This window comes from Streptomyces sp. NPDC002851 (genome assembly GCF_053591935.1).
Genome location: NZ_JBSFUT010000035.1, coordinates 35,248 through 57,863, shown reverse-complemented (window position 1 = coordinate 57,863; position 22,616 = coordinate 35,248). Strand labels below are relative to the sequence as shown.

The following is a 22,616-nucleotide window of genomic DNA, read 5'->3' as shown; positions in this document are numbered from 1 at the left end:
ACGAGGATGACGGAAGTGCCCGTGCGTATCTTGATCGTCGACAACTACGACTCGTTCACCCACAACCTCGTCCACTACCTGGCCGGGATCACCGGACAGGAGCCGGTCGTCGTGCGTAACGACGACCCCGGCTGGCACCTCGGGCGCCTCGCCGAGGTCGACGCGGTCGTCCTGTCGCCCGGCCCCGGAACTCCGGAGCGCGCCGCCGACTTCGGGATCTGCCGCGAGCTGGTGGAGCGCTGCGAGCTCCCGCTGCTCGGCATCTGTCTGGGGCACCAGGGCGTGGCCCTGGCGCACGGCGCCACCGTCGCGCGGGCGCCGGAGCCCCGGCACGGCCGCCTGTCACCGGTGCTGCACCACGGCGACGAGCTCTTCGCCGGACTGCCCTCACCGTTCGAGGCGGTGCGCTACCACTCGCTGGCCGTGACCGACCTGCCGGAGTCCCTTGAGGCCACGGCGTGGACTCCGGACGGTGTCCTGATGGGGCTGCGGCACCGCAGTCGGCCGATGTGGGGGGTGCAGTTCCACCCCGAATCGATCCGCACGCGCTACGGCAAGGCGCTGCTCGGCAACTTCGTGCGGCTGTGCCGCCAGTGGCACCCGGACCGTCCGACGCGCACGGCGGAGCCGGACCTCACGGCACCCGCACGGCCGACCGCCGCACCGTCTCCGACACCGGCAAGGACAACGGCAAGGACAACGGCAACGGCACAAGGCCGACGCCACCTGCGCGTGCTGGTCGAGGAGTTGGAGACCCGCTGGAACGACGAGGTGGTCTTCGAGGAGCTGTTCGGGACGAGCGAGACCGTCTTCTGGCTGGACAGCAGCACGGGGCAGGCCTCGCGCGACGCCGCGGGCCGCTTCTCGATCATGGGGGACGCGGCCGGACCGCTGGCCCGGGTCGCCGAGGCCGACGTGTGGACCCACACCGTCACCGTGCGCTCCGCGGCGGGCGCCGAGGTGGTCTCGGGGGACTTCCTGGCGTGGCTGGACCGCGACCTGGCCGCCGTGCGTACGGCGGTGCCCGAGCTGCCCTTCGACTTCGCCCTGGGCTGGGTCGGCTATCTCGGCTACGAGCTCAAGGCGGAGTGCGGCGGCAGCGCGACGCACCGCGCGGAGGAACCGGACGCCGCCATGGTCTTCGCCGACCGGGCCGTCGTGTTCGACCACGCCACCGGGACCACGTACCTGCTCGCGCTCGTGGAGGAGGGCCGTACGGACGCCGCGGACCGCTGGCTGCGGGACACCGCGCACGCCCTCGGCACGCTGTCGGGCCGTCCGCGGGCCGAGGTGCCCCTGACGCCTCGGCCCGCGGACGGCGCCAAGGTGACGCTCCGGCACGACCGACAGGAGTATCTCGGCCTGGTGGACGCCGCGTTGGCGGAGATCGCCGCCGGCGAGAGCTACGAGGTGTGCCTGACCAACATGGCCGAGGCACACGGCACGTTCACACCCTGGTCGAGCTACCGGCTGCTGCGCCGCGTCAGCCCCGCACCGTTCGGTGCGCTGCTCCGCTTCGGGGAGCTGTCGGTGCTGAGCACCTCTCCGGAGCGGTTCCTGCGCGTCACCGCGGACGGCCTGGTCGAGTCCAAGCCGATCAAGGGGACGCGGCCGCGGGGAGCCACACCGCAGGAGGACGCCGCGCTGGTGGCGGAGCTACTGACGGACGAGAAGGACCGCGCGGAGAACCTCATGATCGTGGACCTGGTCCGCAACGACCTCGGACGGGCCGCTGAGATCGGGTCGGTGGAGGCCGAGGACATCTTCCAGGTCGAGACGTACGAGACGGTCCACCAGCTGGTGAGCACGGTACGAGCACGGCTGCGCCGGGACTGCTCGCCCCTGGACTGCGTGCGCGCCGCATTTCCGCCGGGCTCGATGACCGGCGCGCCGAAAATCCGGACGATGGAGATCACCGACGGGCTCGAGGCCGGGCCGCGCGGGGTGTACTCGGGCGCGATCGGCTACTTCTCGCTGTCGGGCGCGGCCGACCTCAGCGTGGTGATCCGCACGGCGGTGCTCACCGAGGGGCGCCTGCGGTACGGCGTGGGGGGCGCCGTGATCGCCCTGTCGTCACCGGAGGCCGAGTTCGAGGAGACGGCCGTCAAGTCCACGCCGCTGCTCGCCCTGACAGGCAGCCCCTTCCCCGGCCGCGGGGCACCACTTCCGGCCTAGGCGTGTCTTGCGGATCACGTATCCACGCCGTCGGCTCGGTTACCGCCCCTGGGGGCCGCGCCCCCAGAACCCGCTTTATCGCGCTGAACGCGCTCGTCCTCAAACGCCGGACGGGCTCATTGATGAGTCCGGGCGCAGGATCACTTGGCGCCGGTCCGGTGCCTGCTGCCCCACGCGCCGGTGCGCCTCGGCGGTGGCGCTCAGCGGGAGGACCTCGGTGGCCCGGGGGCACAGCAGTCCGGCCGCGAGGAGCCGGTTGATGCCCGCGGCCGCCTCGGCGAGCTCGGCGGCCGGGGCGTGCACGACCGAGAACCCGACGACCGAGCCGCGCTCCAGGAAGAGGACGCTGGCCGGCACGACCGGCTTGGCCAGCGCCCCGGCAAGCAGGACGGCCCGGCCGCGCGGGGCGAGCAGGCCGACGGTGGTCCGTACGGTGTTCACACCCGCCGTATCCACGTACAGGTCGACCCCGTCCGGGCTGGTGCCACGGATCTTCCGGACAAGCTCGGGGCATCGGCGGTCGAAGACCTCGGCGGCGCCGAGGGACGCGCCGTACTCGACGTCCTGCGCGTCGGCCGTGGCGATGACCCGGGCTCCGGCCCGGGCGGCGAAGGCCACCAGGGCACGGCCCAGGTCGTCCCCGGCCCCGATGACCACCACCGTCTCCCCCGGCCGCAGCATGCCGTGGGTGAACAGGGTCCGGTAGGCGATGGCACCCGGGTCGGCCATGGCGACCGCCACCTCCGGGTCGACGCCGTCGGGCAGGCGGTAGAGGCGGTCGGCGGCCACCACCGCCTGTTCGGCGGCCGCGCCCTGTCGGCCGTCGTGCCCCAGGCTGTTGCACCACACCCGGTCGCCGACGGCGAAGCCGGTACAGCCCGGCCCCACGTCGGCGACGGTGCCGACGAGGTCGCGGCCGGTCACGAACGGGAAGTCCACCCACGTATGGAGAGCTCCGGAACGGACGTATGTGTCCACCGGGTTCACCGTGGTCGCGGTGACGTCGACCAGGACGTCGGTGGAACCCATACGGGGAACGGGAAGCTCGCCGTAGCGAATGGCATCCGGAGGGCCGAACTCCTCGATGTACGCAGCGCGCATGGCACCGGATTCTGGCAGCGACATGTGAAAGAGCCCACTTCGGAATTGATGATCTGTCAGGTTCCCCCAGGCCAGGTCGGATCAGATCGGGTCGGATCGGTCAGGTGAAGTCGATCGGCGACGATCCCGGCGACCGGGACCGCTCCCCGGGGCGCGGCCGCCTCACTTCGCCCTGTTCAGGCTGGTGCGCGCGGCGGCGGCCACGCGTTCGGGGGTGAGGCCGAACTGCCGGTAGAGCGTGCGGTACGGGGCGGAGGCGCCGAACTGTTCGAGGCTGACGGCCTCGCCGGTCTCGCCGAGCAGCGCGTACCAGCCGAGCGCGGTGCCGGCCTCGACGGAGACACGAGCGGGCACGCGGGGCGGCAGCACCGTGTCGCGGTACTCCTGGCTCTGTTCCTGGAACCACTCGATGCACGGCATGGACACCACACGGGTGGCGGTGCCCTCCTGTTGGAGGATCTCCCGTGCGGCCAGGGCGACTTGGACTTCGCTGCCGGTGGCGACGAGGACGACCTCGGGGCTGCCGCCGTCGGCCTCGGCCAGGACATAGCCGCCGCGCGCGACGCCGTCGGCCGGTGCGAGGCCGCCGTCGCCGCGGCGCAGGACGGGCAGGTTCTGGCGGCTGAGGCACAGCCCGGCGGGGCGGTCGTGGTGTTCGAGCACGGTGCGCCAGGCGACCACGGTCTCGTTGGCGTCGGCGGGGCGGACGATGTCCAGGCCGGGGATGCCGCGCAGCGCCCACAGGTGCTCCACGGGCTGGTGCGTCGGACCGTCTTCGCCGAGGCCGATGGAGTCGTGGGTCCACACGTAGGTGACAGGCAGCCGCATCATCGCGGCGAGCCGGACGGCGGGGCGCATGTAGTCGGAGAAGACCAGGAAGGTGCCGCCGTAGGGGCGGGTGCCGCCGTGCAGGGCGATGCCGTTGAGGATGGCGCCCATGGCGTGTTCGCGGATGCCGAAGTGCAAGGTGCGGCCGTAGCGGTGCCCGGGGAAGGCTGCCGTGGCCGACTCCTCGGGGATGAAGGAGGGTTCGCCCTTCATGGTGGTGTTGTTGCTGTCGGCCAGATCGGCGGAGCCGCCCCACAGCTCGGGCAGGGCGTCGGCGAGGGCCGAGAGCACCTCGCCCGAGGCCTTGCGGGTGGCGATCTCCTGTCCGGGCTCGAAGGCCGGCAGGTTCTCCGCCCACCCAGGGGGAAGGAGGCGGGCGGAGAACCTGTCGTACGTGGCGGCCCGCTGGGGGAAGGCGGACCGCCAGTCCAGGTAGCGCTTGTCCCAGGCGGCGCGTGCGGCGCGCCCGCGGTCGACGACCTTGCGGGCGTGCGCGAGCACGTCGTCGGGCACCTGAAAGGAGCGCTCGGGATCGAGGCCCAGGGCGGCCTTGGTGGCCGCGGCCTCCTCGGCACCGAGGGCGGCGCCGTGGATCTTGCCGGTGTTCTGCTTGGTGGGCGCGGGCCAGCCGATGACGGTGCGGAGCGCAATGAGCGAGGGCCGGTCGGTGACGCCACGGGCATGGTCCAGGGCGGCGTGCAGGGCGGGGACGTCCTCGGCGTAGCCGTCGTCGGTGGTCCAGTCGACCTGCTGCACGTGCCAGCCGTACGCCCGGTAGCGCGCGAGGACGTCCTCGGACTGGGCGATGCGGGTGTCGTCCTCGATGGAGATGCGGTTGTCGTCGTAGAGCACCACGAGGTTGCCGAGCTTCTGGTGCCCGGCGAGCGAGCTGGCCTCGTGGCTGATGCCCTCCTCCAGGTCGCCGTCGGACGCGAAGACCCAGATGGTGTGGTCGAAGGGCGACTGTCCGGCCGGAGCGTCCGGGTCGAGCAGGCCGCGTTCGCGGCGGGCGGCCATCGCCATGCCCACGGCGTTGGCGAGCCCCTGGCCCAGCGGGCCGGTGGTGGTCTCGACGCCCGGCGTGTGCCCGTACTCGGGGTGGGCCGGGGTGCGGCTGCCCTCGGTGCGCAGGGCCTTGATGTCCGCGAGCTCGAGGCCGTAACCGGACAGGTAGAGCTGGTTGTAGAGGGTCAGGCTGGAGTGCCCGCAGGACAGTACGAAGCGGTCGCGGCCGGCCCATTGCGGGTCGGTGGGGTCGTGCCGCAGCAGCCGCTGGAAGAGCAGGTAGGCGGCCGGCGCCAGGCTCATGGCGGTACCGGGGTGGCCATGTCCTGCCGCTTCCACCGCGTCCACCGCGAGGCAGCGCGCCACGTCGACGGCGCGCCGGTCGAGTTCGGTCCACTCGAGAGGGGCAGCCGGCTCGGCTGCCGCAGTGCTCGCCTGGGGGTTCACGGGATGCTCACGGCTCCTAGTCGAAGGAAGCTTGGCGGGGAGGCGGTTCGGGGTGCGCCGGCACAGGTCATCCTGGGCCGGTCCCGTGCGTGGGCCAATCGCGGTCCGCGAAAGTCGTCAGGTCGTACGGCGGTACGTCAGGTCGCGTTGGGCGGTGCAACAACTGAGCCCGTCCGGCGTTTGAGGACGAGGCCGTTCAGGCCGATAAAGCGGGGGTCTGGGGGCGCAGCCCCCAGGGGCGGCAACCGGGCCGACGGCACGCATACGTGTTCCGTAAGACACGCTCACCGCGCAGCCAGCGCCCCCTCGGCCAGCTCGACCAGGCGCGTGGCCACGATGCGCGGCCCGTCCTGGGTGAGCACGGACTCCGCGTGGAACTGCATGGAGGCGAAGTGGGGTGCGCGCAGGGCGTGCACCTCGCCCGTCTGCGGGTCCCTGCTGATCTCGACGGTGGTGCCGTCGGGGGCCTCGACCTTGTCCTCCTGGCTGCGGGCGGCGAACGTGTTGTAGAAGCCGACCCGTTCACGCCTCCCGAACAGGTCGATCTCGCGCTGTACGCCCTGGTTGGGGACGTCACGGCGGCGCAGTTCGAGGCCGAGCCGGAGGCTGAGTACCTGGTGGCTGAGGCAGACGGCGAGGAACGGCCGCCGCTCGGCCAGGAGGGTACGCACCGCCGCGTTCAGGTGAGCGATCTTCGGGTGGCCGGACTCGCGCGGGTCGCCGGGGCCGGGGCCCATGACGACCAGGTCGTGGCCGTCGAAGGAGTACGGCTCGTCGAAGCGGCGCACCGTCACCTCGCAGCCCAGGGCGCGCAGTTGCTGCTCGATCATCGACGTGAAGGTGTCCTCCGCGTCGACGATGAGGACCCTGCGCCCGGTCAGGGCCGGCTCGGGCCGGGCCCGGCGCGCGTCGTCGGCGAGCCAGAAGTCGGCGATGGACGTGTTGCGCTCCGCGAGGGCGGCACGGACTTCCGGGTGCGCGGTGAACCGGGCCGAGGCGCGCTCTTCCAGGGCGGCGAGGAGTCCCGCGGCCTTGGCCCGGGTCTCGGCCACCTCGGACTCCGGGTCGGAGTGGCGCACCAGGGTGGCTCCGACGCCGATGGAGATGCGGCCGTCGTTCTCGATGTCCGCGGTACGGATCATGATGGCGGAGTCCATGGTGCGGCCACCGCCCGCGTCCCGGCCGATGAGGGCGGCGACGCCGCTGTAGTAGCCGCGTCCGTGGGGCTCGTACCCCTCGATGACGCGACAGGCGCTCTCCAGCGGGCTGCCGGTGACGGTCGGGGCGAACAGCGTCTCGCGGAGGATCTCGCGCGGGTCGCGGTCGGTGCGGCCCTCGATGAAGTACTCGGTGTGCGCGAGCCGCGCCATCTCCTTGAGATACGGGCCCACCACGCGGCCGCCGTCGGGACAGACGCGGGCCATCATCTTGAGCTCTTCGTCGACCACCATGTAGAGCTCGTCGGCCTCCTTGCGGTCGGCGAGGAACTCGATGACGCCGGGCAGGGTGGGCCCGGACGCCGGGTAGCGGTAGGTGCCGCTGATGGGGTTCATGACCGCGGTGCCGTCGTGCAGGCTGACGTGCCGCTCGGGAGAAGCGCCGACGAAGGTGCGATCGCCGGTGTGCACGATGAACGTCCAGTACGCGCCCTGCTCGCGCTCCAGGAGTCTGCGGAAGAACGCGAGCGCGGTGGGCACGCCGTAGTCGGTGATGTCCGCGGTGAAGGAGCGCTTGATGACGAAGTTCGCGCCCTTGCCGGTGCCGATCTCGTCGGCGATCACCTTGCGTACGATCTCCGCGTAGGCGTCGTCGGAGACGTCGAAGTGTCCGTTGCTGAGCTCGATGGGGACGTCCTCGACGCGCCGCAGCACCTCGGTGAGCGGGACCGTCTGTTGCTCGGTGACGGCAAGGGCGATCAGCGGTGAGCCGTCGTCGGGGCAGTCGAAGCCGCGCTCGGCGAGCTGTCGGTAGGGCACGAGGGCCAGCACCTCCTGGTGTGGCTCACCCGTGCCGGCCGCCGCGTCGGGCACCGGGATGGCCGCGAGCGTCCTGGGCAGGGAGATCCGGCCCAGGAGGACTTCGAGGGCGCCGGGTCCGGTCGTCTCGGGGCGGTGCAGTAGCGCGAAGGCCGGCGGCTTCGGCGTGAGCACCCGGTCGAGCGGCTGACGGGTCATGGGGCGTCCTTCCTCGGTCCGCGTCATCCGATGACGTCCTTGGTGGTGGTGACGACCGCGCAGCGCCTGGCCGCGTAGTCCAGGGCAAGGCGGTGGTCGGCCTCGCTGAAGTCGGCGACGGCGTCGGCCACCAGGAACGTCTCGATGTCGTTGGTGAACGCCTCCACGGCGCTCATCAGCACACCGACGTGGGCGTAGACGCCGCAGACGACGAGCTGGTCGCGCCGGTGGACGCGCATCTGCTCCAGCAGGTCGGTCCGGAAGAACGCGCTGTAGCGCCACTTGGTGAGCATCCAGTCGCCCGGGGCGGGGGCCAGCGCGTCGACGACCGCGCGGTCGGCCGGGTCGACCCGCATGCCGGGGCCCCAGAAGTCCTTGAGCAGTCCGCGCTGTTCCGGGGTCATGCCGCCCGGCTGCGCGGTGTAGGCCACGGGCATGCCCGTGGCGGCACAGTGCTCGCGCAGGGCCGCCGCGTTGGTGACAAGCTGGTCGCGTATCTGCCCGGGGAAGGGTTCGAGAAAGTAGCGCTGCATGTCGTGGACGAGCAGCACGGCACGGCTCGGGTCGACGGTCCACGCCGGCACGCTGGCAGGCAGGTCACCGGCGGTCGGCATCGGATAGCTGTCGATGGTCGGGAGGCCGGGCATACGGGTCCTCTCGTTGGGCAAGAACAGCCCGTCCGGCGTTTGAGGACGAGCGCGTTCAGCGCGATGAACGGGGGGTCTGGGGGCGCAGCCCCCAGGAGCGGCAACCGAGCCGACGGCACGGATACGTGAGACGGAAGACCGCCCTATGCGCCGAGCGTCGCCCCGCCGTCGACGGTCAGCTCGTGCAGCGTGATGTGCGCGGCCTGCTCGGACAGCAGGAAGACGACGGCGGCGGCGACGTCCTCGGGCTGCGCGAGCTTGCGCAGCGGAATGCCGAGCCGGTACACCTCGGGGCGCCCCTCGATGGTGCCCTTGGGGCCTGACTCGTCGTGCCACATGGAGCTGAGCATCGGGGTGTTGGTGGAGCCCGGTGCCACGACGTTGCAGCGGATGCCGTACCGGGCGACCTCAAGGCCGAGCGACTTGGTGAACAGGGTGGCGGCCGCCTTGGACGCGGAGTAGGCGGCCATCTCGGCGCGCGGTGTGCTGCCCGCGTTGGAGGCCACGGTGACGATCGCGCCGGTGCGGCGCTCCACCATCCGGTCGACCACGGCCTGGGACATGTGGAACACGCCACTGGTGTTGACCATGAACGTGGCCGCCCAGTCCTCGTCGCTGAACGTCCTGACCTCTCCGAGGCGCAGGATTCCTGCCGCGTTGACCAGGAACTCGACCGGCCCCAGCTGCTGTTCGACCGTGTCGACCAGGGCGCGTACCGCCGTGGGGTCGGTGACGTCGCCGGGTACGGCCGTCACCCGCAGGCCGTCCGCCTCCTGCTTGGCGACGGTCTCCGCGAGCGCCTCTGCATCGCGGTCGACAGCGGCGACGACGGTGCCGCGTCCGGCCAGGGACCGGACGACGGCGGCGCCGATGCCTCCGGCGGCGCCGGTGACAATGGCTGTTTTGTTCTCCATGGTGTATCTCGCTCCAAGTTCCTTGACCTGCCTGATCGGGGGCGAAGCCTGGCAACAACCGGGCCGACGCGGGCTTCACAGCGACGGAGAGAGGTTCGACTGCGGCGGGCCCGAATCCGGGCGCGGAGCGGCTGGTTTGCTGACTCACCCGATCATGAGCGCCGGTGCTTCTCGCGACCAACCGATGGGGCGCACTTCGTCAAGTACGGAGAAATCAGTCAAGTCTCACGGGCAGGGTCGGGCGCCGCCGCGCGACCGGCAGTACGGGCACATCGACCGGGGCGGGGCGCCCGGCGCCGCTGCCCGGCTCGGCCTCGAGACCCCGGCGCAGCTGCCGGTAGACAGCCAGCGCCTGGCGGTAGTCGGAGCACCGGTGCAGCGCGATCACGAAATGTTCGCTGAACGGGCCGGGGTCGTGGAGCACGGCCAGGTCCGCGGTCAGCTCGCGGTACCGGCCGAGGCGCAGTGTGGCCTCGATCCACTGGTCGAAGGCGCGGCGGCGCGACTGTCCCAGACGGGCGATCTCCGTCTCCAGGTGCGGCCCGGCGACGACGTCGGAGAAGGCGCGTGCCCGCCACAGGGTGAGGGCCTGGCGCAGGCGGCGGGCGGCGGCGTCGAAGTCCTCCCGCTCCATGGCCCGGTATCCGGCGCCCGCGGCCCGCTCGAACTCCCAGGCGTCGATGGTGCCGGTGCCGCTGTTCAGGCGGTAGCCACCGGGCAGGTCGGCCAGGACGTCGGCCGCCGCGGGCGCGGGGGCGGCCGCCGCGCCCGGTGCGGGCCGTCCGCGGTTGCGCAGCGCCGTCGCGATCTGGGCACGCAACGCGTCGATATGGGACCGCAGCTCGATCCAGGCCTGCGGGGGCGGACCGTCGGGCCAGACCTCGTCGATCAGCACGTCCGTCGGCACGACGCGGTTGGCGGACACCGCGAGCAGCGCGAGCACCTGCCCGGTCGTCGCCGCGACGGGCGTGATGGGCACTCCGCTCTCCTCGACGATCAACGGACCCAGGAACCTGATGTCCATGTCGCCTTCCTTCTACGGCAGTTCGAACTTGAAAATAGTAGTGTGGTTTTTGTTTTTTATAAAGAGCAATTCAACCGCGTGATCTTCCGGGCCAGGAGGGAGCACTATGAGACAGGAACGGGCGGCACGGACCCGCCAGGCCCTACTGCGGGCGGCAGCCCTGGAGTTCGACCGCAATGGCTACAGCGCCACCTCTCTCGCACGGATCAGCCAAGCCGCCGGCATCTCCATGGGCGCTCTGACGTTCCACTTCTCGAACAAGGCGATCGTGGCCAACGCGGTCCAGACGTGCGGCGAGTCGGCGGTCCTGGACGCGGTGGACCGGGTGGCCATGGCGGACGACCCGCCGCTCCAGACCGTGATCAACCTCTCCGTCGCACTCGTCATGCTCCTGGAGGAGGAGGTTCCAGTGCGGGCCGCCACCCGCCTCTTCCGGGAGTGTCAGTCGCCGTCGGAGAGCTGGACCTCCTTGTGGGCCCCCGCGCTGCTCGAGCGGCTGCGGGAGGCGGCAAGGCGCGGCGAACTACGCCCGGGCATCGATCCCGTGGCGGTGTCCACGCTGGCCGTCCTGCTGGTCAGCGGCGCTGAGACCTGGATTCGCGACCGCGCGTACGAGCCGGCCGACGAGGGCTCGGCGCAGAGCGCCGTCGCCCTGCTCACCCGCGTCTGGCGACTGGCCCTGCGGGGCCTTGGGGTCAACGACGGCGAGCAACTGCTGCGCCGCGCGACCGGCTTCCCCTACTCCGCCCAGCCGAGTTGACCGGGGCCGGCCCGGTCGTCAGCGAGTGCCCCGCCCTCTCGACTCGTCGAACTCGAGGCGCGCCATGGCGCTCGGCACGGCCAAGGCGGGCAGCAGACAGTGCCACATCTCCTCGACGCGCTGCGGCAGGTCCCGGTGGCCGCTCTCCATGCGGGCGTGCATCTGCGCGCCGGTACAGGCGTTGACCACCAGGCGGGCCAGGGCCTCCTCGTCCACTCCGGCCCGCAGTTGGCGCTTGCGCCGGGCGACGGCGAAGTCCTGGCAGAGGACTTGGGTCCACTGGTGGTGCGAGTTCTGCTCCGGCTCGATGAAGAACTCCTGGTCCATGACCAGCCGTGCGCCCGCGAGCAGCATGGGGTCGTCGAGCAGCTTGTACGCCCATGTCAGCGTGATGTCGACCGCGTGCTGCAGCCCCTCCGACTCCTGCGGCGGCACCACCTGCGCCGGCTGGTTGGTGACGATCTCGCGGGCCAGGGCCTCTTTGGAGTGGAAGTGGAAGTACATGGCGCCGAGCGTCAGCCCGGCGCGCGCCGCGATGTTCGTGACGCTGGCGCCGGCGAAGCCGCGCTCTCCGAACACCTCCGCACCCGCGCGGAGGAGAGATGCACGAGTACGCACTGCCCTCTCTTGCTTCACAGCCCGCTCCGCCATCTCCAGCACACTCCGTAAGGTCTGCCTCGACAAAAAGAAAAAGTGCTCTCTATTTTATCCCGGCGCAGAGGCTCGATCCACAGTCGCCGTGCGCTAGCTGCCCGCGCGCGTTCCAGGGGAGAACTCGTATGGCAATCAGCAGCATTGACGGGACCGGCAGAGCCACCCGGGCGCCCTCTGTGGCCGCGGTTCAGGAATGGGTACGCAAGAAGGTCGAGGGCGAAGCGCTCGTCGCGGCCTGGCACGAGGTCTCGGATGCGACACACGAGGTGGTGGTCGAGTGGCCGAGCAGGCACACCTTCTACACCGAGGCCGGGCGCTACTGCCCGCTCCTCGTCGCGGAGAGCATCCGCCAGGCGCTTGCGCTGCTCTCCCACACGGCCCATGCGATACCACTGAGCCACCGGCTCGGCTGGGAGCTCATCCGCTGCGGCATCAACGCCGAGGCCCTGCAGACGAGTTCCGAGCCGGTCGAGGTGCGCCTCAGGATCACCCACACCGCGGTGACGCGGCGTCGGCTCGGCTCGGTGCACCTGTCCGCGCGGGTCGAGGCCACCCGCGACGGCACCGACCTGGCCACCGCCGAGCTGTGGTACTCCGCGCACCCGTCGGCGATCTACGACCGCCTGCGGGGCAGGTACGCGGACGCGCGCAAGGCCTTTGAGGGGGCGCTGCCGCTCACCACAGCCGAGGCGCCGTTCCGGGTCGGCCGCACGGCGGCCCGGGACGTCGTCCTGACGCCCACTCAGTCGGCCCACACCTGGCGGCTCAGGGTCGATACCGGGCACATCGTCCTGTTCGACCACCCGCACGACCACGTGCCCGGCATGGTGCTCCTCGAAGCGGTGAGCCAGGCCGCACACGCACGGGCCATGCCCCGCGCTTCGGTCCCCGTCGCATTCGACGTGTCCTTCTTACGCTACGTGGAGTTCGACCAGCCCTGTCTGGTCACGGCGAAGCCCGCCGACCCCGACGTCTGGGGCCGGGAGCGGGTCAGCGTCAACGCGTCCCAGGGGGGTCAGCGGGCGTTCACCGCCACGGTGACCATCGAACCGGCCACCGGGCACCCATAGTTGAGCCGTTGCACCCGCACGGCCAACTCGCCTTGCACGGCGAGGACTTCGACCTGCGGATGACCGAGCTCGCGGCCTCCCGACGCGCACCATCTGCCCCCGCCAAAGGACTTGCGCGAGTCGCGTCAGGTGCCGTACAAAAAACATATCGATCGTTCGCTATTGTTCTGTGATCGGGTCCGCAACGGAGGGAACGCACCATGCTCGAGCAGAAGTTAGGGGACATACCCGAGGAGAAGACTCCGCTGTCCGCGTTCGCCACCGCGCTCTTCGGGAGCCTGGCCAGGGCGGACCAGCGCCGCTGGGCCCAGGCGTATCTGGAGGGTCTGCTCAACACTCCGGGCAAGAAGTCGATCCGCCGGATCGCCGCATCGGTCTCCAGCTCCCCCACCGCGTCGCAGTCCCTGCAGCAGTTCATCAACGCCAGCCCGTGGGACTGGCGGCCGGCCCGCGAGGAGCTGACCCGCCTGGTGGAACAGCGCAGCACGCCGCTGGCCTGGACCATCGGCACGGCCGTGCTACCCAAGCGGGGCGAGCACTCCTGTGGGGTGCACCGCCGGTTCGTGCCGGAGCTCGGCCGCACCATCCGCTGCCAGCTGGGCGTCGGCGTGTTCCTGGCCACGGACAGCGCGCTGCTGCCCGTCGACTGGCGTGTGATGCTGCCGGACCAGTGGGACGAGGACGAGCTGCTGCGCGAGCGCGCCAAGGTCCCCGACTCGGCCCGGCACCGGCCACTGTGGGCGCACGCGCTCAACCTGGTGGGGACCCAGGCGGCCCGCACCTCCCTGGGCCCGGTGCCGGTGGTGGCCAACCTCAGCGAGTACACCAACGTCGTGCCGCTGATCGGCGGCCTCGGCAAGCAGGGCCGCGACTTCGTGCTCGGGGTCCCCCCGGACCTGCAGGTGCTCCCGGCCAGGCCCCGCTCCTCCGGCCCGCGCGGCACCGCGCCGTACCCCCCGGTCGCCCTAGGCGTCCAGGAGTTCCTGCAGCGTGGCGGGCAGCGCGCACGCACCTCCACGGCGGCCGCGCCGCACCGGGATCCAGGCCACGTACAGGTCCTGTCCGGCCTGGTGGAGTTGCCTAACGTGCCGGGCGTCTACCGGGCGTTCACCACCTCGCGGGCCACGTGGCAGCGGCCGGCCCGGGTCTGGCTGACGAGCATGACGGACCAGCGGTTCGAGCGGCTCGCCGCGCTCACCCGGCTCAGCTCCGGTACGAGTACGACGGTGGCCACCCTGGAGCGGGACCACGGGCTCCTCGACTTCGAGGGCCGCTCGTTCCCCGGCTGGCACCACCACATGACGCTGGTGTCCGCCGCATACGCCTACCATCGCCTCGCCGCACGACCGGCAATATGGACGGACACCCCGATGGAGCGGAGCAGCGCCCACGGGGACGGGCGGAGGTCACCGAAGGCGCCGGACACGACGCCCTCGCTCCCGAAGCGTCATGTCGCCCCTGTCTTCGGCAAGGTGCCGCAGCCGGTCTCGTAACCCCACGTGGTCCGCCTGCCGTTGCGTGCCGTTCCGGCAGCCCCGCACCGGCAGGCGTTCCGAGGGGTGCGTACCAGGTCCTGTGTCGTAAGTCCCTCCCCCACCTCGACTGCTCTCGAGCAGGAGGCGCCTCCTCCCCCGCCCTCCGGGTGGGGGAGGGTCTTCCGGCACAGGCCCTACGACGCCGTCCAGCCGCCGTCCACCGGCACGGCGGCGCCGGTCACGAAGGACGACCGACCGCTGAACAGCCAGGCGGCGGCCTGCGCTACCTCCACCGGGTCGGCCATGCGCTTCTGCGCGGAGCGGGAGATGAACCCCTCCTCCAGCTCCGGCACTTGGTCCAGGACGTCCTGGATCAGCTCGGTGCGGGTGCTGCCTACGACCAGCGCATTGACCCGGATGCCCTGTTGACCGTACTCGGTCGCGGCGGCCCGGGTCAGGCCGATCACCGCGTGCTTGGCGGCGACGTACGGCGCCACGGCGCCGGTGGAGAGCACTCCGGCGATGCTGGCGGTGTTGACGATGGAGCCGCCCTTTCCGGTTTCCAGCATGGCGCCGATCTCGGCCTTGAGGCAGTTCCAGACGCCGCCCAGGTTAATGTCCATGACCTGGTGGAACACCGCGTCCTCGGTCTCGTGCAGCAGGGTCCCGGCGGTGCCCCAACCGGCGTTGTTGAACGCCCCGTCGAGCCCGCCGAAGGCCCGTACCGTCTCCTCGACCGCCCGTTGGACGTCCTCCGCGTCGGTGACGTCCCCGGGCACGGCAAGCGCTCGGCCACCGGCCGCGTCGATCTCCGCCGTCAGCTCCGCCAGCCGGTCCGCGCGCCGGGCCACCAGCGCGACCGAGGCGCCCTCGGCGGCGAACAGGCGGGCCGCGGCCGCACCGATCCCGCTGGACGCCCCGGTGATCATGATCGTCAAACCACTCAGCAAGTACCCTCTGCCGCCCGCACCTTGCATGGCAGTAAGTCCCCCTCGGCATTGGCCAGTTGTACTGATTCACGCCAGCAGGCCAGGGCCAGGTCACGGCCGGCCCGTCGGCGCCCCGCGCACGTTACCTCCCCCGGCTCGCGTCGACGTCGACCCGCTGGACCACCTCAGGCTTCGCGATGCCGGGCAGCAGCAGCGTCCACATCTGGGACACGCGTCCGGGCAGGGCCGAGGTGGCGCCGGAGAGATGCGCGTAGTGCTGGACTCCGGTGAGCGCCCCGACCAGGAACTCGGCGACCGGCTCCGGGTCGGTCCCGGGGACCAGTTCCCCGAGCTCGTGCGCCGCCGTCAGCCACTGCGCGAAGAGGGACTCGAACTCGCCGTACGAGACGTCGTCACCGATCCCGTGCGTCTTCTGCTCCACGGCCAGCCGCACGGCGGCCCGCATCAGCGGATTCACGTTCAGCTGGTGTGCCCACACCAGGGTGAAGTCCACGAGGCGCTGCAACCCTTCGGACTCCAGGCGCGGCACCATCTCTTGCGGCTGGGCGAGGATGACGGCGCGGGCCAGGGCTTCCTTGTTCTCGAAGTGGAAGTACACCGCCCCGAGCGTGACGCCCGCCCGCCGCATGATCTCGCGCATGCTGGCGCCCTTGTAACCCAGCTCGTCGAACGCCCCGGCTGCGGCACGCAGGATGTGCTCACGGGTCTGCAGGGCGCGCGCCTGTTTGGGTTCCGCCATGTTGGGCCCTGTCTTTCTCGCGAACCAATAAATAACGCCCGTTATTTTACCCGGTTGGTCCACGATCATGCGGGGCGTTCGAAGACAGGGCTCCGGCAAAGCGCCTGTTGAGCACCTCTGCTCGCCCGTCCGCGACTTCTCGCGATACGACGGGACCCAGCCAAGCACGCCGACGCCGCGACCCCTTCGATACGGAACGTGACCGAGCGGTTCCAGCCAAGTCTGGCGCGTCCGGGCCTCGTTGGGCGGTCCGGTCACCGCCCCCCGCAGCGGCCACCGGCGTCGCATTGCGGCCTCTACCTCCCAGTTCAAGGCGCCAACTACCCACGCTGCTCCCGTAGTTGGTCGAACATTATTTCAAGTCATGCCTCGACAACAAAAAGAGCACTCGTTATGTTGCTGGTGCGGCGTATCTACGCCAACTGAGCACGGCTAAGGATTCAACGCATCCATGCAATGGGGGGCTTCCATGCCTGCTGTCCATCCGGTCGCGCCTGCCCTCGACGGCTCGACCGTCCCGCCTCACTACGTCCACAAGCGCGACGTGGCCGAGGTCCTGCTGACCGGCTGGGAGCAGCCGTGCGAGGATTCGTTCGTGGTGTCCGCGCGGTGGCCCACTCGGCACCGCTTCTACGACTCGACGGGCGAGCTGTACGACCCGCTCTTCTTCGCCGAGAGCGTGCGCCAGTGCTTTCCGCTGCTCTCGCACGCGGGCTACGGGATACCGTTCGGGCACCATCTGATCTGGCACTACCTCAACTACGAGGTCGCCCCGGCCGCGATGGGCCGCGCCCATGACCCGGCCGAGGTCGATCTGTACATCGCGTGCACGGCCAACCGCCGCCGCCCCACGGCGCCGCCGACCTCCTTAACCATGGACGTCACCGCCTTCCGGGACGGTGCGCGCCTGGGCACGGCAAGTACCCAGTTCTCCTGCCACGCGCCCGCCGTCTACCGGCGGCTGCGCGGCGCCCACAGCGATCCGGAGGCTGTGGTCGCCGCGGCCCCCGCACCGCCCGCGCCGGTGCCGGCGGCTCTGGTCGGGCGGGACCGGGACATGGACGTGGTGCTCGCGCGGACCGAGCACCACGACCACTGGCTGCTGCGAAATGACACCTCCCACCCGGTCCTCTTCGACCACCCGATGGACCACAGCCCGGGGATGCTGCTGCTCGAGGGGGCCCGTCAGGCCGCCCGGGCGAGCCACCCGGGCGAGCCGTTCTACCCCGTCGCGTTCGACGCGGTGTTCCTCCAGTTCGCCGAGCTCGACGCGCCGTGCCGGATCACGGCCGAGCCGCTGTCCGACAGCCAGGGGGGCCACCGGACCCGGGTGGTGGCGGCGCAGGGCGGCGAGGAGGTCCTCACCGCCACCGTCACCGCCACCGTCGCGCCGCGGCCCCGGATTCCGGCTCCCCGGGGCGGCGACGCCGCTGTACGCGTCGGTTGAACCGTTCTCCTACCAGCGGACCGGCAGCGAGGTCGGCCGCCGCAGCAGAATCCCGTGGTCCCAGGGCAGCATCGCCGGGTCCACGGCCAGGGAGAGGCGGGGGAAGTCGTGTGCGAGGCGGGTGAGCACCGTGGTGATCTCGATCCTGGACAGCGCGGCGCCCATGCAGTGGTGCATCCCAAAGCCGAACTGCAGGTGCCGTTTGCCGTCCCGGTCGGGGTCGATGGTCTCGGGGTCCGCAAAGACCTCCGGGTCGCGGTTGGCCGCGAAGGCATCGGCATAGACGACGTCACCGGCGCGGACGGCGGCGCCACCGGTGAGCTCCACGTCGCGGGTGGCGATCCGCGGGAAGGTCGAGATGGAGCCGAGCGGGATGAGCCGGATCAGCTCCTCGGCGAGGCGCGGTGCGATGCCGGGCTCGTCCACCAGGCGCCGCCACAGCTCCGGTGCGCAGAGCAGGGCGTAGACCGCCTTGGTCAGGACGGACAGCGCGTTCTGGTCGCCGCCGACCAGGGCGCCGATCAGCAGGCCGACCAACTCCGCGTCGGTCAGCGGGGGTTCGGTGCGGTCGCGCCCGGCGACGAGGCGGTCGACCAAGCCGCCCGGCTGGGTCGGCCGCGCTCCCGTGACCAGTTCGGTGAGATAGCCGTACACCTTGGTGAAGTGGTCGACGAGGGTGGGAACGTCGTCGGGGAGGGCCATTTGCACGGTCCGGGACCAGGCACGGAAGTGGTCGATGTCGGCCGCGGGGATGCCCAGGAAATGGCAGGTGACCCGGACGGGGAGCGGGTCGAGCACGGTGCGGAACAGGTCGGGGCGGTCCTCGGCCCGGAGCGCGGCGAGCCGTTCGTCGAGCACCTCGTCGAGCACGGACCGCAGCTGCGCCACGCCTCCGGGACTGTATTCGCCCGTCACCACGCGCCGCATCCGGGTGTGCTCCGGCGGGTCGAGGGCGATCAGCAGCTCCGGCGCCAGCGGCGTGGGCAGGAAGCTCGGCCCGTCCTCGGCATTGGCGGCACTGCGGCTGAACGTCGGGTCGGTGAGCACCTGGTGGACGTCGGCGTAGCGGGTCAGGTGCACGGCGGTGTGGCCGCTGGGCAGGAGGATGCGCGGCAGCCCGCCGTCGGAGTGGCCGGGCAGCGGCTGGTAGCGCGGGGACGGATCGAGCTGGGGTATGTACGTGACGCTGGTGGTGCCGAGCACTGTGCTGTGTTCCATGAGCATCCCTTGGTCGTCGTACACCGTCGATGGGTCGGCCGGGAGCGCGGAGCGCGGAGCGCTGTGCGGGGACGTGGGGCGCTATGCGGGGACGTGGGGCGCTATGCGGGGGCGTGGGGCGCTATGCGGGGGCGTGGCACGCGGCCGCGCGGAACGCGGGCAGACCGGTGAGGCGGGCAAGGTCGTCGAGAGCCCCGGGGTTGTCGTGGAAGTGCACGGCCCGCCAGCCCCGGTCCCGGGCCGCCTCGCAGTTGGCGGCGGCATCGTCGACGAGGACACAGCGGGCCGGGTCGACGCCCGCGGTCCGCGCCGCGAGGTCGAAGATCTCCGGTTCGGGCTTGCGCAGGCCGACCCGGCAGGAGTCGACGACGTGGTCGACGGGTCCCGCGGGAGCCACGATGGCCTTCCAGTACGGCTCCCACTCGACGACGTTGTTGGTCAGGATGCCCACGCCGAGGCCGTGCTCGCGGGCGGTCCGCACCGCTGCCACCATCGCGGGATTCGCCGCGACGCCGTCGAACCACTGCTCGCCGAAGGTCTCCAGGCACGCCCGGGAGAGGTCGATCCCCGGGAAGCGGGCCGCCAGGACACGGGCCAGCGCGCGGCCCCATTCCGCCTCGGTGATGGTGGCCAGTTCGACCGGCGCCAAGGGCGCCACGCCCCGTTCCGCGGACACCTCGCTCATCGCCCACCAGAGCTGCTCAGGGGTGACCCCCGTCTTGCGCTCGTACATGGCAAACAACTCCCCCAGTGGCGGGGACAGCACCCCGCCGAAGTCAAACCAGATCATGCGTTCGATTATACTGACAAACCCTGATCGTTACTCAAATGCATTAATAAATAAGGCAGTTACTGACAAACCGGCCGGTTTCAGGCAGTTCCTTCGCGCTGGCATCAGGAGGTGTTCTACGCCGCCTCACCGCGACGCGTACTACCGCCGAGGCCGGTCCCCTTCGGCCTATGCGAGGTTGATGCGTCCCCGGCCCGGATCCAGAACGATCCGTTCGACGACTTCACTCCGAGCCACCCCGGGCAGCAGCAGTCGCCACATCCGCACCACGCGGTCAGACAGTGTCGACGAACCGCCCGACAGGTGCGCGTAGTGCTGAATCCCCGTGAACGCACCGACCAAGAACTCCGCTACGACGGCCGGGACGGCGTTCGGAACCAACTCCTCTTTGTCACGGGCCGATTCCAGCCACTCCGTGAAGATCTCCTCGAAGTCCTGATACGAGACGTCATCTCCGATGCCGTGTGCCTGTTGCTCCACGGCAAGGCGTACCGCGGCCCGGATCAGCGGATTGACGTTCACCTGGTGCGCCCACTCCATCGAGAAGTCAACGACCCGCTGTAGCCCGTCGGAGTTCAGGTTCGCGGTCAGAACGCCGGGCTGGGCCAGCATCACAGCGCGGGCCAGCTCCTGTTTGCTGTCGAAGTGGAAGTACACCGCCCCCAGCGTCACACCCGCTCGCCGCATGATCTCCCGCATGCTGGCACCCCGGTAGCCGAGCTCATCAAAGGCGCTGGCTGCGGCATGGAGGATGTCATCGCGGGTCTTCAGCGCGCGCTCCTGTTTGGGCTCTGCCGCCATTGCGCGTCCCCGCCTTCCCCCGACATCAAAACGAGCGGCCGTTACCTTACGGCGCCGTGAGGGCGTTCGGTAGGGGGTTGGCAGGCGGATTGGTAGGCGGATTGGTAGGCGGATTGGTTCGGCGCTTGGCGAAGGGTTGGGGCATTCTGGAGGTGTGACTGATCGCCCTGCACCCGCCTCCGCAACCGCCGCTGCACCGGCCGCTCGGCTTGCTGCGCTTGCCCATGCGTTCGCGGATGAGACTCGCGCTGCCATCTGTATGGCTCTTCTTGAAGGGCGTGCCTGGACTGCTGGGGAGTTGGCTCGGATCGCCGGAGTGTCGCCGTCGACCGTCAGCGGGCATCTCGGCAAGTTGCTCGACGCCGGGCTCTGTGTCGTCGAGCGGCAGGGGCGCCACCGCTATGTGCGGATCGCTGACGGGGACACTGCTCGGCTCGTGGATTCGCTTGTCTCGTACGCCGTGCCGGATCGGGATGCCGCGCACACCGTGCCGGTGGTCGCCGCGCCGGATCCGCTCGCCCGGGCCCGTACCTGCTATGACCACTTCGCCGGGCGGTTCGGGATGGCCATCACCGATGCGATGGCGGAGCGTGGGCTGTTGTCCGTCGCGGATGTCTTTGAGCTGAGCGAAGAGGGGCGGGCCTGGTGCCGGCGGGTCGGGGTGGATCTGGGTCGGCAGGGGCGCCGTCCGCTGGCCGGCTCGTGTCTGGACTGGACCGAGCGGCGCCGGCATCTGGGCGGATTGGTGGGGGCGCGACTGTGCGCCCTTGCCCTGGAGTTGGAGTGGTGTGTCCGGGCCGAGGGTGGCGGTCGGGCGGTAGTGGTGACGGAGGCGGGTGAGCGGGCCTTCGGGGAGTCCCTGGGGCTGAAGTCCTCCGATTGGGAGTGAGCCGCACCCCATCGTTAATTCGGTGGACGCCGAAATGATGGGCTTCTAGGGTTCTTCGCATGGCCTCCCCCTCTTCGCCTTCGCCCTCTTCCTCTTCTTTGTCCTCTTCTTTGTCCTCTTCACCTTCTTCACGTTCTTCGCCTTCTTCGTCCACTCCTTCCTCTTCCTCCCGTGGGCCTCGCGTGCTTGCCGCGGGTGCCGTTTGCTTCACCGTGCTTGCTTGGGCCTCGGCCTTCGTTTCCATTCGGAGCGCGGGAAGTTCCTACTCTCCCGGTGCGCTTGCGCTCGGCCGGCTGCTCGCGGGGTCCTTGGTGTTGCTCGCTCTGGTTGTCGTGCGGCGTGAAGGGCTGCCGCCGCGGGGGGCCTGGCGGGGCATTGTCATTTCCGGTGTGGTCTGGTTCGGGGGGTACATGGTGGCCCTCAACTGGGGTGAGCGGCTGGTGGATGCGGGTACTGCGGCGCTGCTCGTGAACATCGGGCCGATTCTGATGGCGCTGCTTGGTGCCCGGTTGCTGGGTGAAGGGCTGCCTGCTCGGCTGCTGTTGGGGCTGGGTGTTTCCTTCGCGGGGGCGGCCGTGGTGGGGCTGTCCATGTCGGACGGAGGCAGTGCCCCGGTGCTTGGCGTGGTGTTGTGCGTTGCTGCCGCGTTGGCGTACGCGACCGGGGTGATCGCTCAGAAGCCTGCTCTGTCGTACGGAACTCCGTTGCAGGTCACGGCCTTTGGGTGTCTGGTGGGTACGGTGGCGTGCCTGCCGTTCGCGGGACAGCTCGTGAGCGAGCTGCCGCAGGCCCCGTTCTCGGCCACACTCAATATGCTCTATCTCGGCGTGGTGCCGACCGCGCTCGCCTTCACCACCTGGGCGTACGCCCTTGCCCGCACGACAGCGGGACGGATGGGCGCCACCACGTACGCGGTGCCCGCCCTGGTGGTGTTGATGTCCTGGGCCTTCCTGGCCGAGGTTCCCGGTCCGGCGACGCTGCTGGGCGGGGCGCTCTGTCTGGTGGGGGTGGCGATTTCGCGTTCGCGGCCTCGCGCCTCATCCAAGACCTCCACGACGTCCACGACGTCCACGACGTCCACGACGTCCAACGCGGCCATGGCGTCCGAGAAGTGATGGTGGGCCGGGGCCGGTACGTCAGGGGTGCCAGGTGCGGAGCTGTTCCGCGATGGCGGCTGCGGTGCAGCGGGGGTCGTACAGGAGCTCGGCGAGCTGGGTGAGCTGGTCCTTGGTGGGTTCGGCGGGGATGCCGCTCGCGTTGAGGTACATCACGGCTACGGCGCAGGCGACGGTGAGATTGGAACGCTCCAGCCAGCGGCAGCGGCCCAGGGTGTGGACGAGGGCCGCGGCGCGGGCGTAGGGGCCGCCGTAGACGGGCTGCTCGAGGAGTTCGGCCCGGTGGCGGGCGACGGCCGCGATCGGCACCCCGAGGTCGTCGGGCGCGGGGTCGTGGTGGCCGGCGCGCTCGGCGACCTCAAGGATCCAGGAGAGGTCGACGTGCAGGGACAT

The 22,616-nt window shown here is 70.7% G+C and carries 19 protein-coding genes and 1 pseudogene; 7 read left to right on the top strand and 13 right to left on the bottom strand.

Annotated features, from left to right (window positions below; all coding sequences use genetic code 11):
• Positions 1–21 precede the first annotated feature (21 nt).
• The gene (gene pabB / locus ACWD10_RS29800) at positions 22–2,175 is read left to right on the top strand and encodes an aminodeoxychorismate synthase component I (protein WP_451096515.1); all 2,154 of its coding nucleotides are present in this window, start codon (positions 22–24) and stop codon (positions 2,173–2,175) included.
• Between the two features lie 99 nt (positions 2,176–2,274).
• Here pabB and ACWD10_RS29795 read toward each other — a convergent pair whose 3' ends face one another.
• From ACWD10_RS29795 to ACWD10_RS29770, 6 genes are all read right to left on the bottom strand, one after another.
• On the bottom strand, positions 2,275–3,276 hold the full coding sequence (locus ACWD10_RS29795; protein WP_451096457.1) for an NADPH:quinone reductase: 1,002 nt from the start codon (positions 3,274–3,276) through the stop codon (positions 2,275–2,277).
• Between the two features lie 162 nt (positions 3,277–3,438).
• Positions 3,439–5,556: a transketolase gene (gene tkt / locus ACWD10_RS29790; protein ID WP_451096455.1), complete on the bottom strand. Its 2,118-nt coding sequence runs from the start codon at positions 5,554–5,556 to the stop codon at positions 3,439–3,441.
• 284 nt (positions 5,557–5,840) lie between these two features.
• Entirely contained in the window at positions 5,841–7,730 is a 1,890-nt protein-coding gene (locus tag ACWD10_RS29785; RefSeq protein ID WP_451096453.1) for an anthranilate synthase family protein, read from the bottom strand.
• A 23-nt stretch (positions 7,731–7,753) separates the two neighbouring features.
• The gene (locus ACWD10_RS29780) at positions 7,754–8,377 is read right to left on the bottom strand and encodes an isochorismatase family protein (RefSeq protein WP_451096451.1); all 624 of its coding nucleotides are present in this window, start codon (positions 8,375–8,377) and stop codon (positions 7,754–7,756) included.
• 143 nt (positions 8,378–8,520) lie between these two features.
• A complete protein-coding gene (locus tag ACWD10_RS29775; RefSeq protein WP_451096449.1) occupies positions 8,521–9,291 on the bottom strand; it encodes a 2,3-dihydro-2,3-dihydroxybenzoate dehydrogenase in 771 nt (256 codons plus the stop codon).
• 214 nt (positions 9,292–9,505) lie between these two features.
• On the bottom strand, positions 9,506–10,315 hold the full coding sequence (locus ACWD10_RS29770; RefSeq protein ID WP_451096447.1) for an AfsR/SARP family transcriptional regulator: 810 nt from the start codon (positions 10,313–10,315) through the stop codon (positions 9,506–9,508).
• A 106-nt stretch (positions 10,316–10,421) separates the two neighbouring features.
• On the opposite strand from ACWD10_RS29770, the gene ACWD10_RS29765 reads away from it, so the two are divergent.
• Complete coding sequence (locus ACWD10_RS29765; RefSeq protein ID WP_451096445.1) at positions 10,422–11,075, top strand: TetR family transcriptional regulator; 654 nt, start codon at positions 10,422–10,424, stop codon at positions 11,073–11,075.
• Between the two features lie 18 nt (positions 11,076–11,093).
• On the opposite strand, the gene ACWD10_RS29760 is transcribed toward ACWD10_RS29765, so the two are convergent.
• Entirely contained in the window at positions 11,094–11,726 is a 633-nt protein-coding gene (locus tag ACWD10_RS29760) for a ScbR family autoregulator-binding transcription factor (RefSeq protein WP_451096443.1), read from the bottom strand.
• A gap of 128 nt (positions 11,727–11,854) precedes the next feature.
• On the opposite strand from ACWD10_RS29760, the gene ACWD10_RS29755 reads away from it, so the two are divergent.
• Together ACWD10_RS29755 and ACWD10_RS29750 are read left to right on the top strand one after the other, a co-directional pair.
• On the top strand, positions 11,855–12,799 hold the full coding sequence (locus tag ACWD10_RS29755) for a ScbA/BarX family gamma-butyrolactone biosynthesis protein (protein ID WP_451096441.1): 945 nt from the start codon (positions 11,855–11,857) through the stop codon (positions 12,797–12,799).
• 200 nt (positions 12,800–12,999) lie between these two features.
• Positions 13,000–14,139 (top strand): annotated as a pseudogene (locus ACWD10_RS29750) (IS701 family transposase); the annotation flags it as partial.
• Between the two features lie 329 nt (positions 14,140–14,468).
• On the opposite strand, the gene ACWD10_RS29745 reads toward ACWD10_RS29750, so the two are convergent.
• Positions 14,469–15,203, bottom strand: a complete 735-nt coding sequence (locus tag ACWD10_RS29745; protein WP_451096513.1) for an SDR family NAD(P)-dependent oxidoreductase — start codon at positions 15,201–15,203, stop codon at positions 14,469–14,471.
• Between the two features lie 142 nt (positions 15,204–15,345).
• Positions 15,346–15,963: a ScbR family autoregulator-binding transcription factor gene (locus ACWD10_RS29740; protein ID WP_451096439.1), complete on the bottom strand. Its 618-nt coding sequence runs from the start codon at positions 15,961–15,963 to the stop codon at positions 15,346–15,348.
• 469 nt (positions 15,964–16,432) lie between these two features.
• Here ACWD10_RS29740 and ACWD10_RS29735 point away from each other — a divergent pair, with 469 nt between their 5' ends.
• Positions 16,433–17,410: a ScbA/BarX family gamma-butyrolactone biosynthesis protein gene (locus ACWD10_RS29735; RefSeq protein ID WP_451096436.1), complete on the top strand. Its 978-nt coding sequence runs from the start codon at positions 16,433–16,435 to the stop codon at positions 17,408–17,410.
• A gap of 9 nt (positions 17,411–17,419) precedes the next feature.
• On the opposite strand, the gene ACWD10_RS29730 is transcribed toward ACWD10_RS29735, so the two are convergent.
• The 3 genes from ACWD10_RS29730 to ACWD10_RS29720 all read right to left on the bottom strand — a co-directional run bounded on the left by ACWD10_RS29730 (position 17,420) and on the right by ACWD10_RS29720 (position 20,219).
• Positions 17,420–18,628: a cytochrome P450 gene (locus ACWD10_RS29730; RefSeq protein ID WP_451096434.1), complete on the bottom strand. Its 1,209-nt coding sequence runs from the start codon at positions 18,626–18,628 to the stop codon at positions 17,420–17,422.
• A 121-nt stretch (positions 18,629–18,749) separates the two neighbouring features.
• A complete protein-coding gene (locus ACWD10_RS29725; protein ID WP_451096432.1) occupies positions 18,750–19,418 on the bottom strand; it encodes an HAD family hydrolase in 669 nt (222 codons plus the stop codon).
• A gap of 168 nt (positions 19,419–19,586) precedes the next feature.
• Positions 19,587–20,219, bottom strand: coding sequence for a ScbR family autoregulator-binding transcription factor (locus ACWD10_RS29720; RefSeq protein ID WP_451096430.1), 633 nt, complete (start codon positions 20,217–20,219; stop codon positions 19,587–19,589).
• Between the two features lie 154 nt (positions 20,220–20,373).
• Between ACWD10_RS29720 and ACWD10_RS29715 the strand changes: the two genes are divergently transcribed.
• Together ACWD10_RS29715 and ACWD10_RS29710 are read left to right on the top strand one after the other, a co-directional pair.
• A complete protein-coding gene (locus ACWD10_RS29715) occupies positions 20,374–21,108 on the top strand; it encodes an ArsR/SmtB family transcription factor (RefSeq protein WP_451096428.1) in 735 nt (244 codons plus the stop codon).
• Positions 21,109–21,218: 110 nt separating this feature from the next.
• Positions 21,219–22,223: a DMT family transporter gene (locus ACWD10_RS29710; RefSeq protein WP_451096511.1), complete on the top strand. Its 1,005-nt coding sequence runs from the start codon at positions 21,219–21,221 to the stop codon at positions 22,221–22,223.
• A 21-nt stretch (positions 22,224–22,244) separates the two neighbouring features.
• On the opposite strand, the gene ACWD10_RS29705 is transcribed toward ACWD10_RS29710, so the two are convergent.
• Positions 22,245–22,616, bottom strand: a complete 372-nt coding sequence (locus tag ACWD10_RS29705) for a fic family toxin-antitoxin system, toxin component (RefSeq protein ID WP_451096509.1) — start codon at positions 22,614–22,616, stop codon at positions 22,245–22,247.

Bases quoted from the DNA above. Each gene is read 5' to 3' on its own strand.
- ACWD10_RS29795 (WP_451096457.1), bottom strand. From the start codon at position 3,276: ATGCGCGCTGCGTACATCGAGGAGTTCGGCCCTCCGGATGCCATTCGC.
- ACWD10_RS29785 (WP_451096453.1), bottom strand. From the start codon at position 7,730: ATGACCCGTCAGCCGCTCGACCGGGTGCTCACGCCGAAGCCGCCGGCC.
- ACWD10_RS29780 (WP_451096451.1), bottom strand. From the start codon at position 8,377: ATGCCCGGCCTCCCGACCATCGACAGCTATCCGATGCCGACCGCCGGT.
- ACWD10_RS29775 (WP_451096449.1), bottom strand. From the start codon at position 9,291: ATGGAGAACAAAACAGCCATTGTCACCGGCGCCGCCGGAGGCATCGGC.
- ACWD10_RS29770 (WP_451096447.1), bottom strand. From the start codon at position 10,315: ATGGACATCAGGTTCCTGGGTCCGTTGATCGTCGAGGAGAGCGGAGTG.
- ACWD10_RS29765 (WP_451096445.1), top strand. From the start codon at position 10,422: ATGAGACAGGAACGGGCGGCACGGACCCGCCAGGCCCTACTGCGGGCG.
- ACWD10_RS29760 (WP_451096443.1), bottom strand. From the start codon at position 11,726: ATGGCGGAGCGGGCTGTGAAGCAAGAGAGGGCAGTGCGTACTCGTGCA.
- ACWD10_RS29755 (WP_451096441.1), top strand. From the start codon at position 11,855: ATGGCAATCAGCAGCATTGACGGGACCGGCAGAGCCACCCGGGCGCCC.
- ACWD10_RS29745 (WP_451096513.1), bottom strand. From the start codon at position 15,203: ATGATCACCGGGGCGTCCAGCGGGATCGGTGCGGCCGCGGCCCGCCTG.
- ACWD10_RS29740 (WP_451096439.1), bottom strand. From the start codon at position 15,963: ATGGCGGAACCCAAACAGGCGCGCGCCCTGCAGACCCGTGAGCACATC.
- ACWD10_RS29735 (WP_451096436.1), top strand. From the start codon at position 16,433: ATGCCTGCTGTCCATCCGGTCGCGCCTGCCCTCGACGGCTCGACCGTC.
- ACWD10_RS29730 (WP_451096434.1), bottom strand. From the start codon at position 18,628: ATGGAACACAGCACAGTGCTCGGCACCACCAGCGTCACGTACATACCC.
- ACWD10_RS29725 (WP_451096432.1), bottom strand. From the start codon at position 19,418: ATGATCTGGTTTGACTTCGGCGGGGTGCTGTCCCCGCCACTGGGGGAG.
- ACWD10_RS29720 (WP_451096430.1), bottom strand. From the start codon at position 20,219: ATGGCGGCAGAGCCCAAACAGGAGCGCGCGCTGAAGACCCGCGATGAC.
- ACWD10_RS29705 (WP_451096509.1), bottom strand. From the start codon at position 22,616: ATGTCCCTGCACGTCGACCTCTCCTGGATCCTTGAGGTCGCCGAGCGC.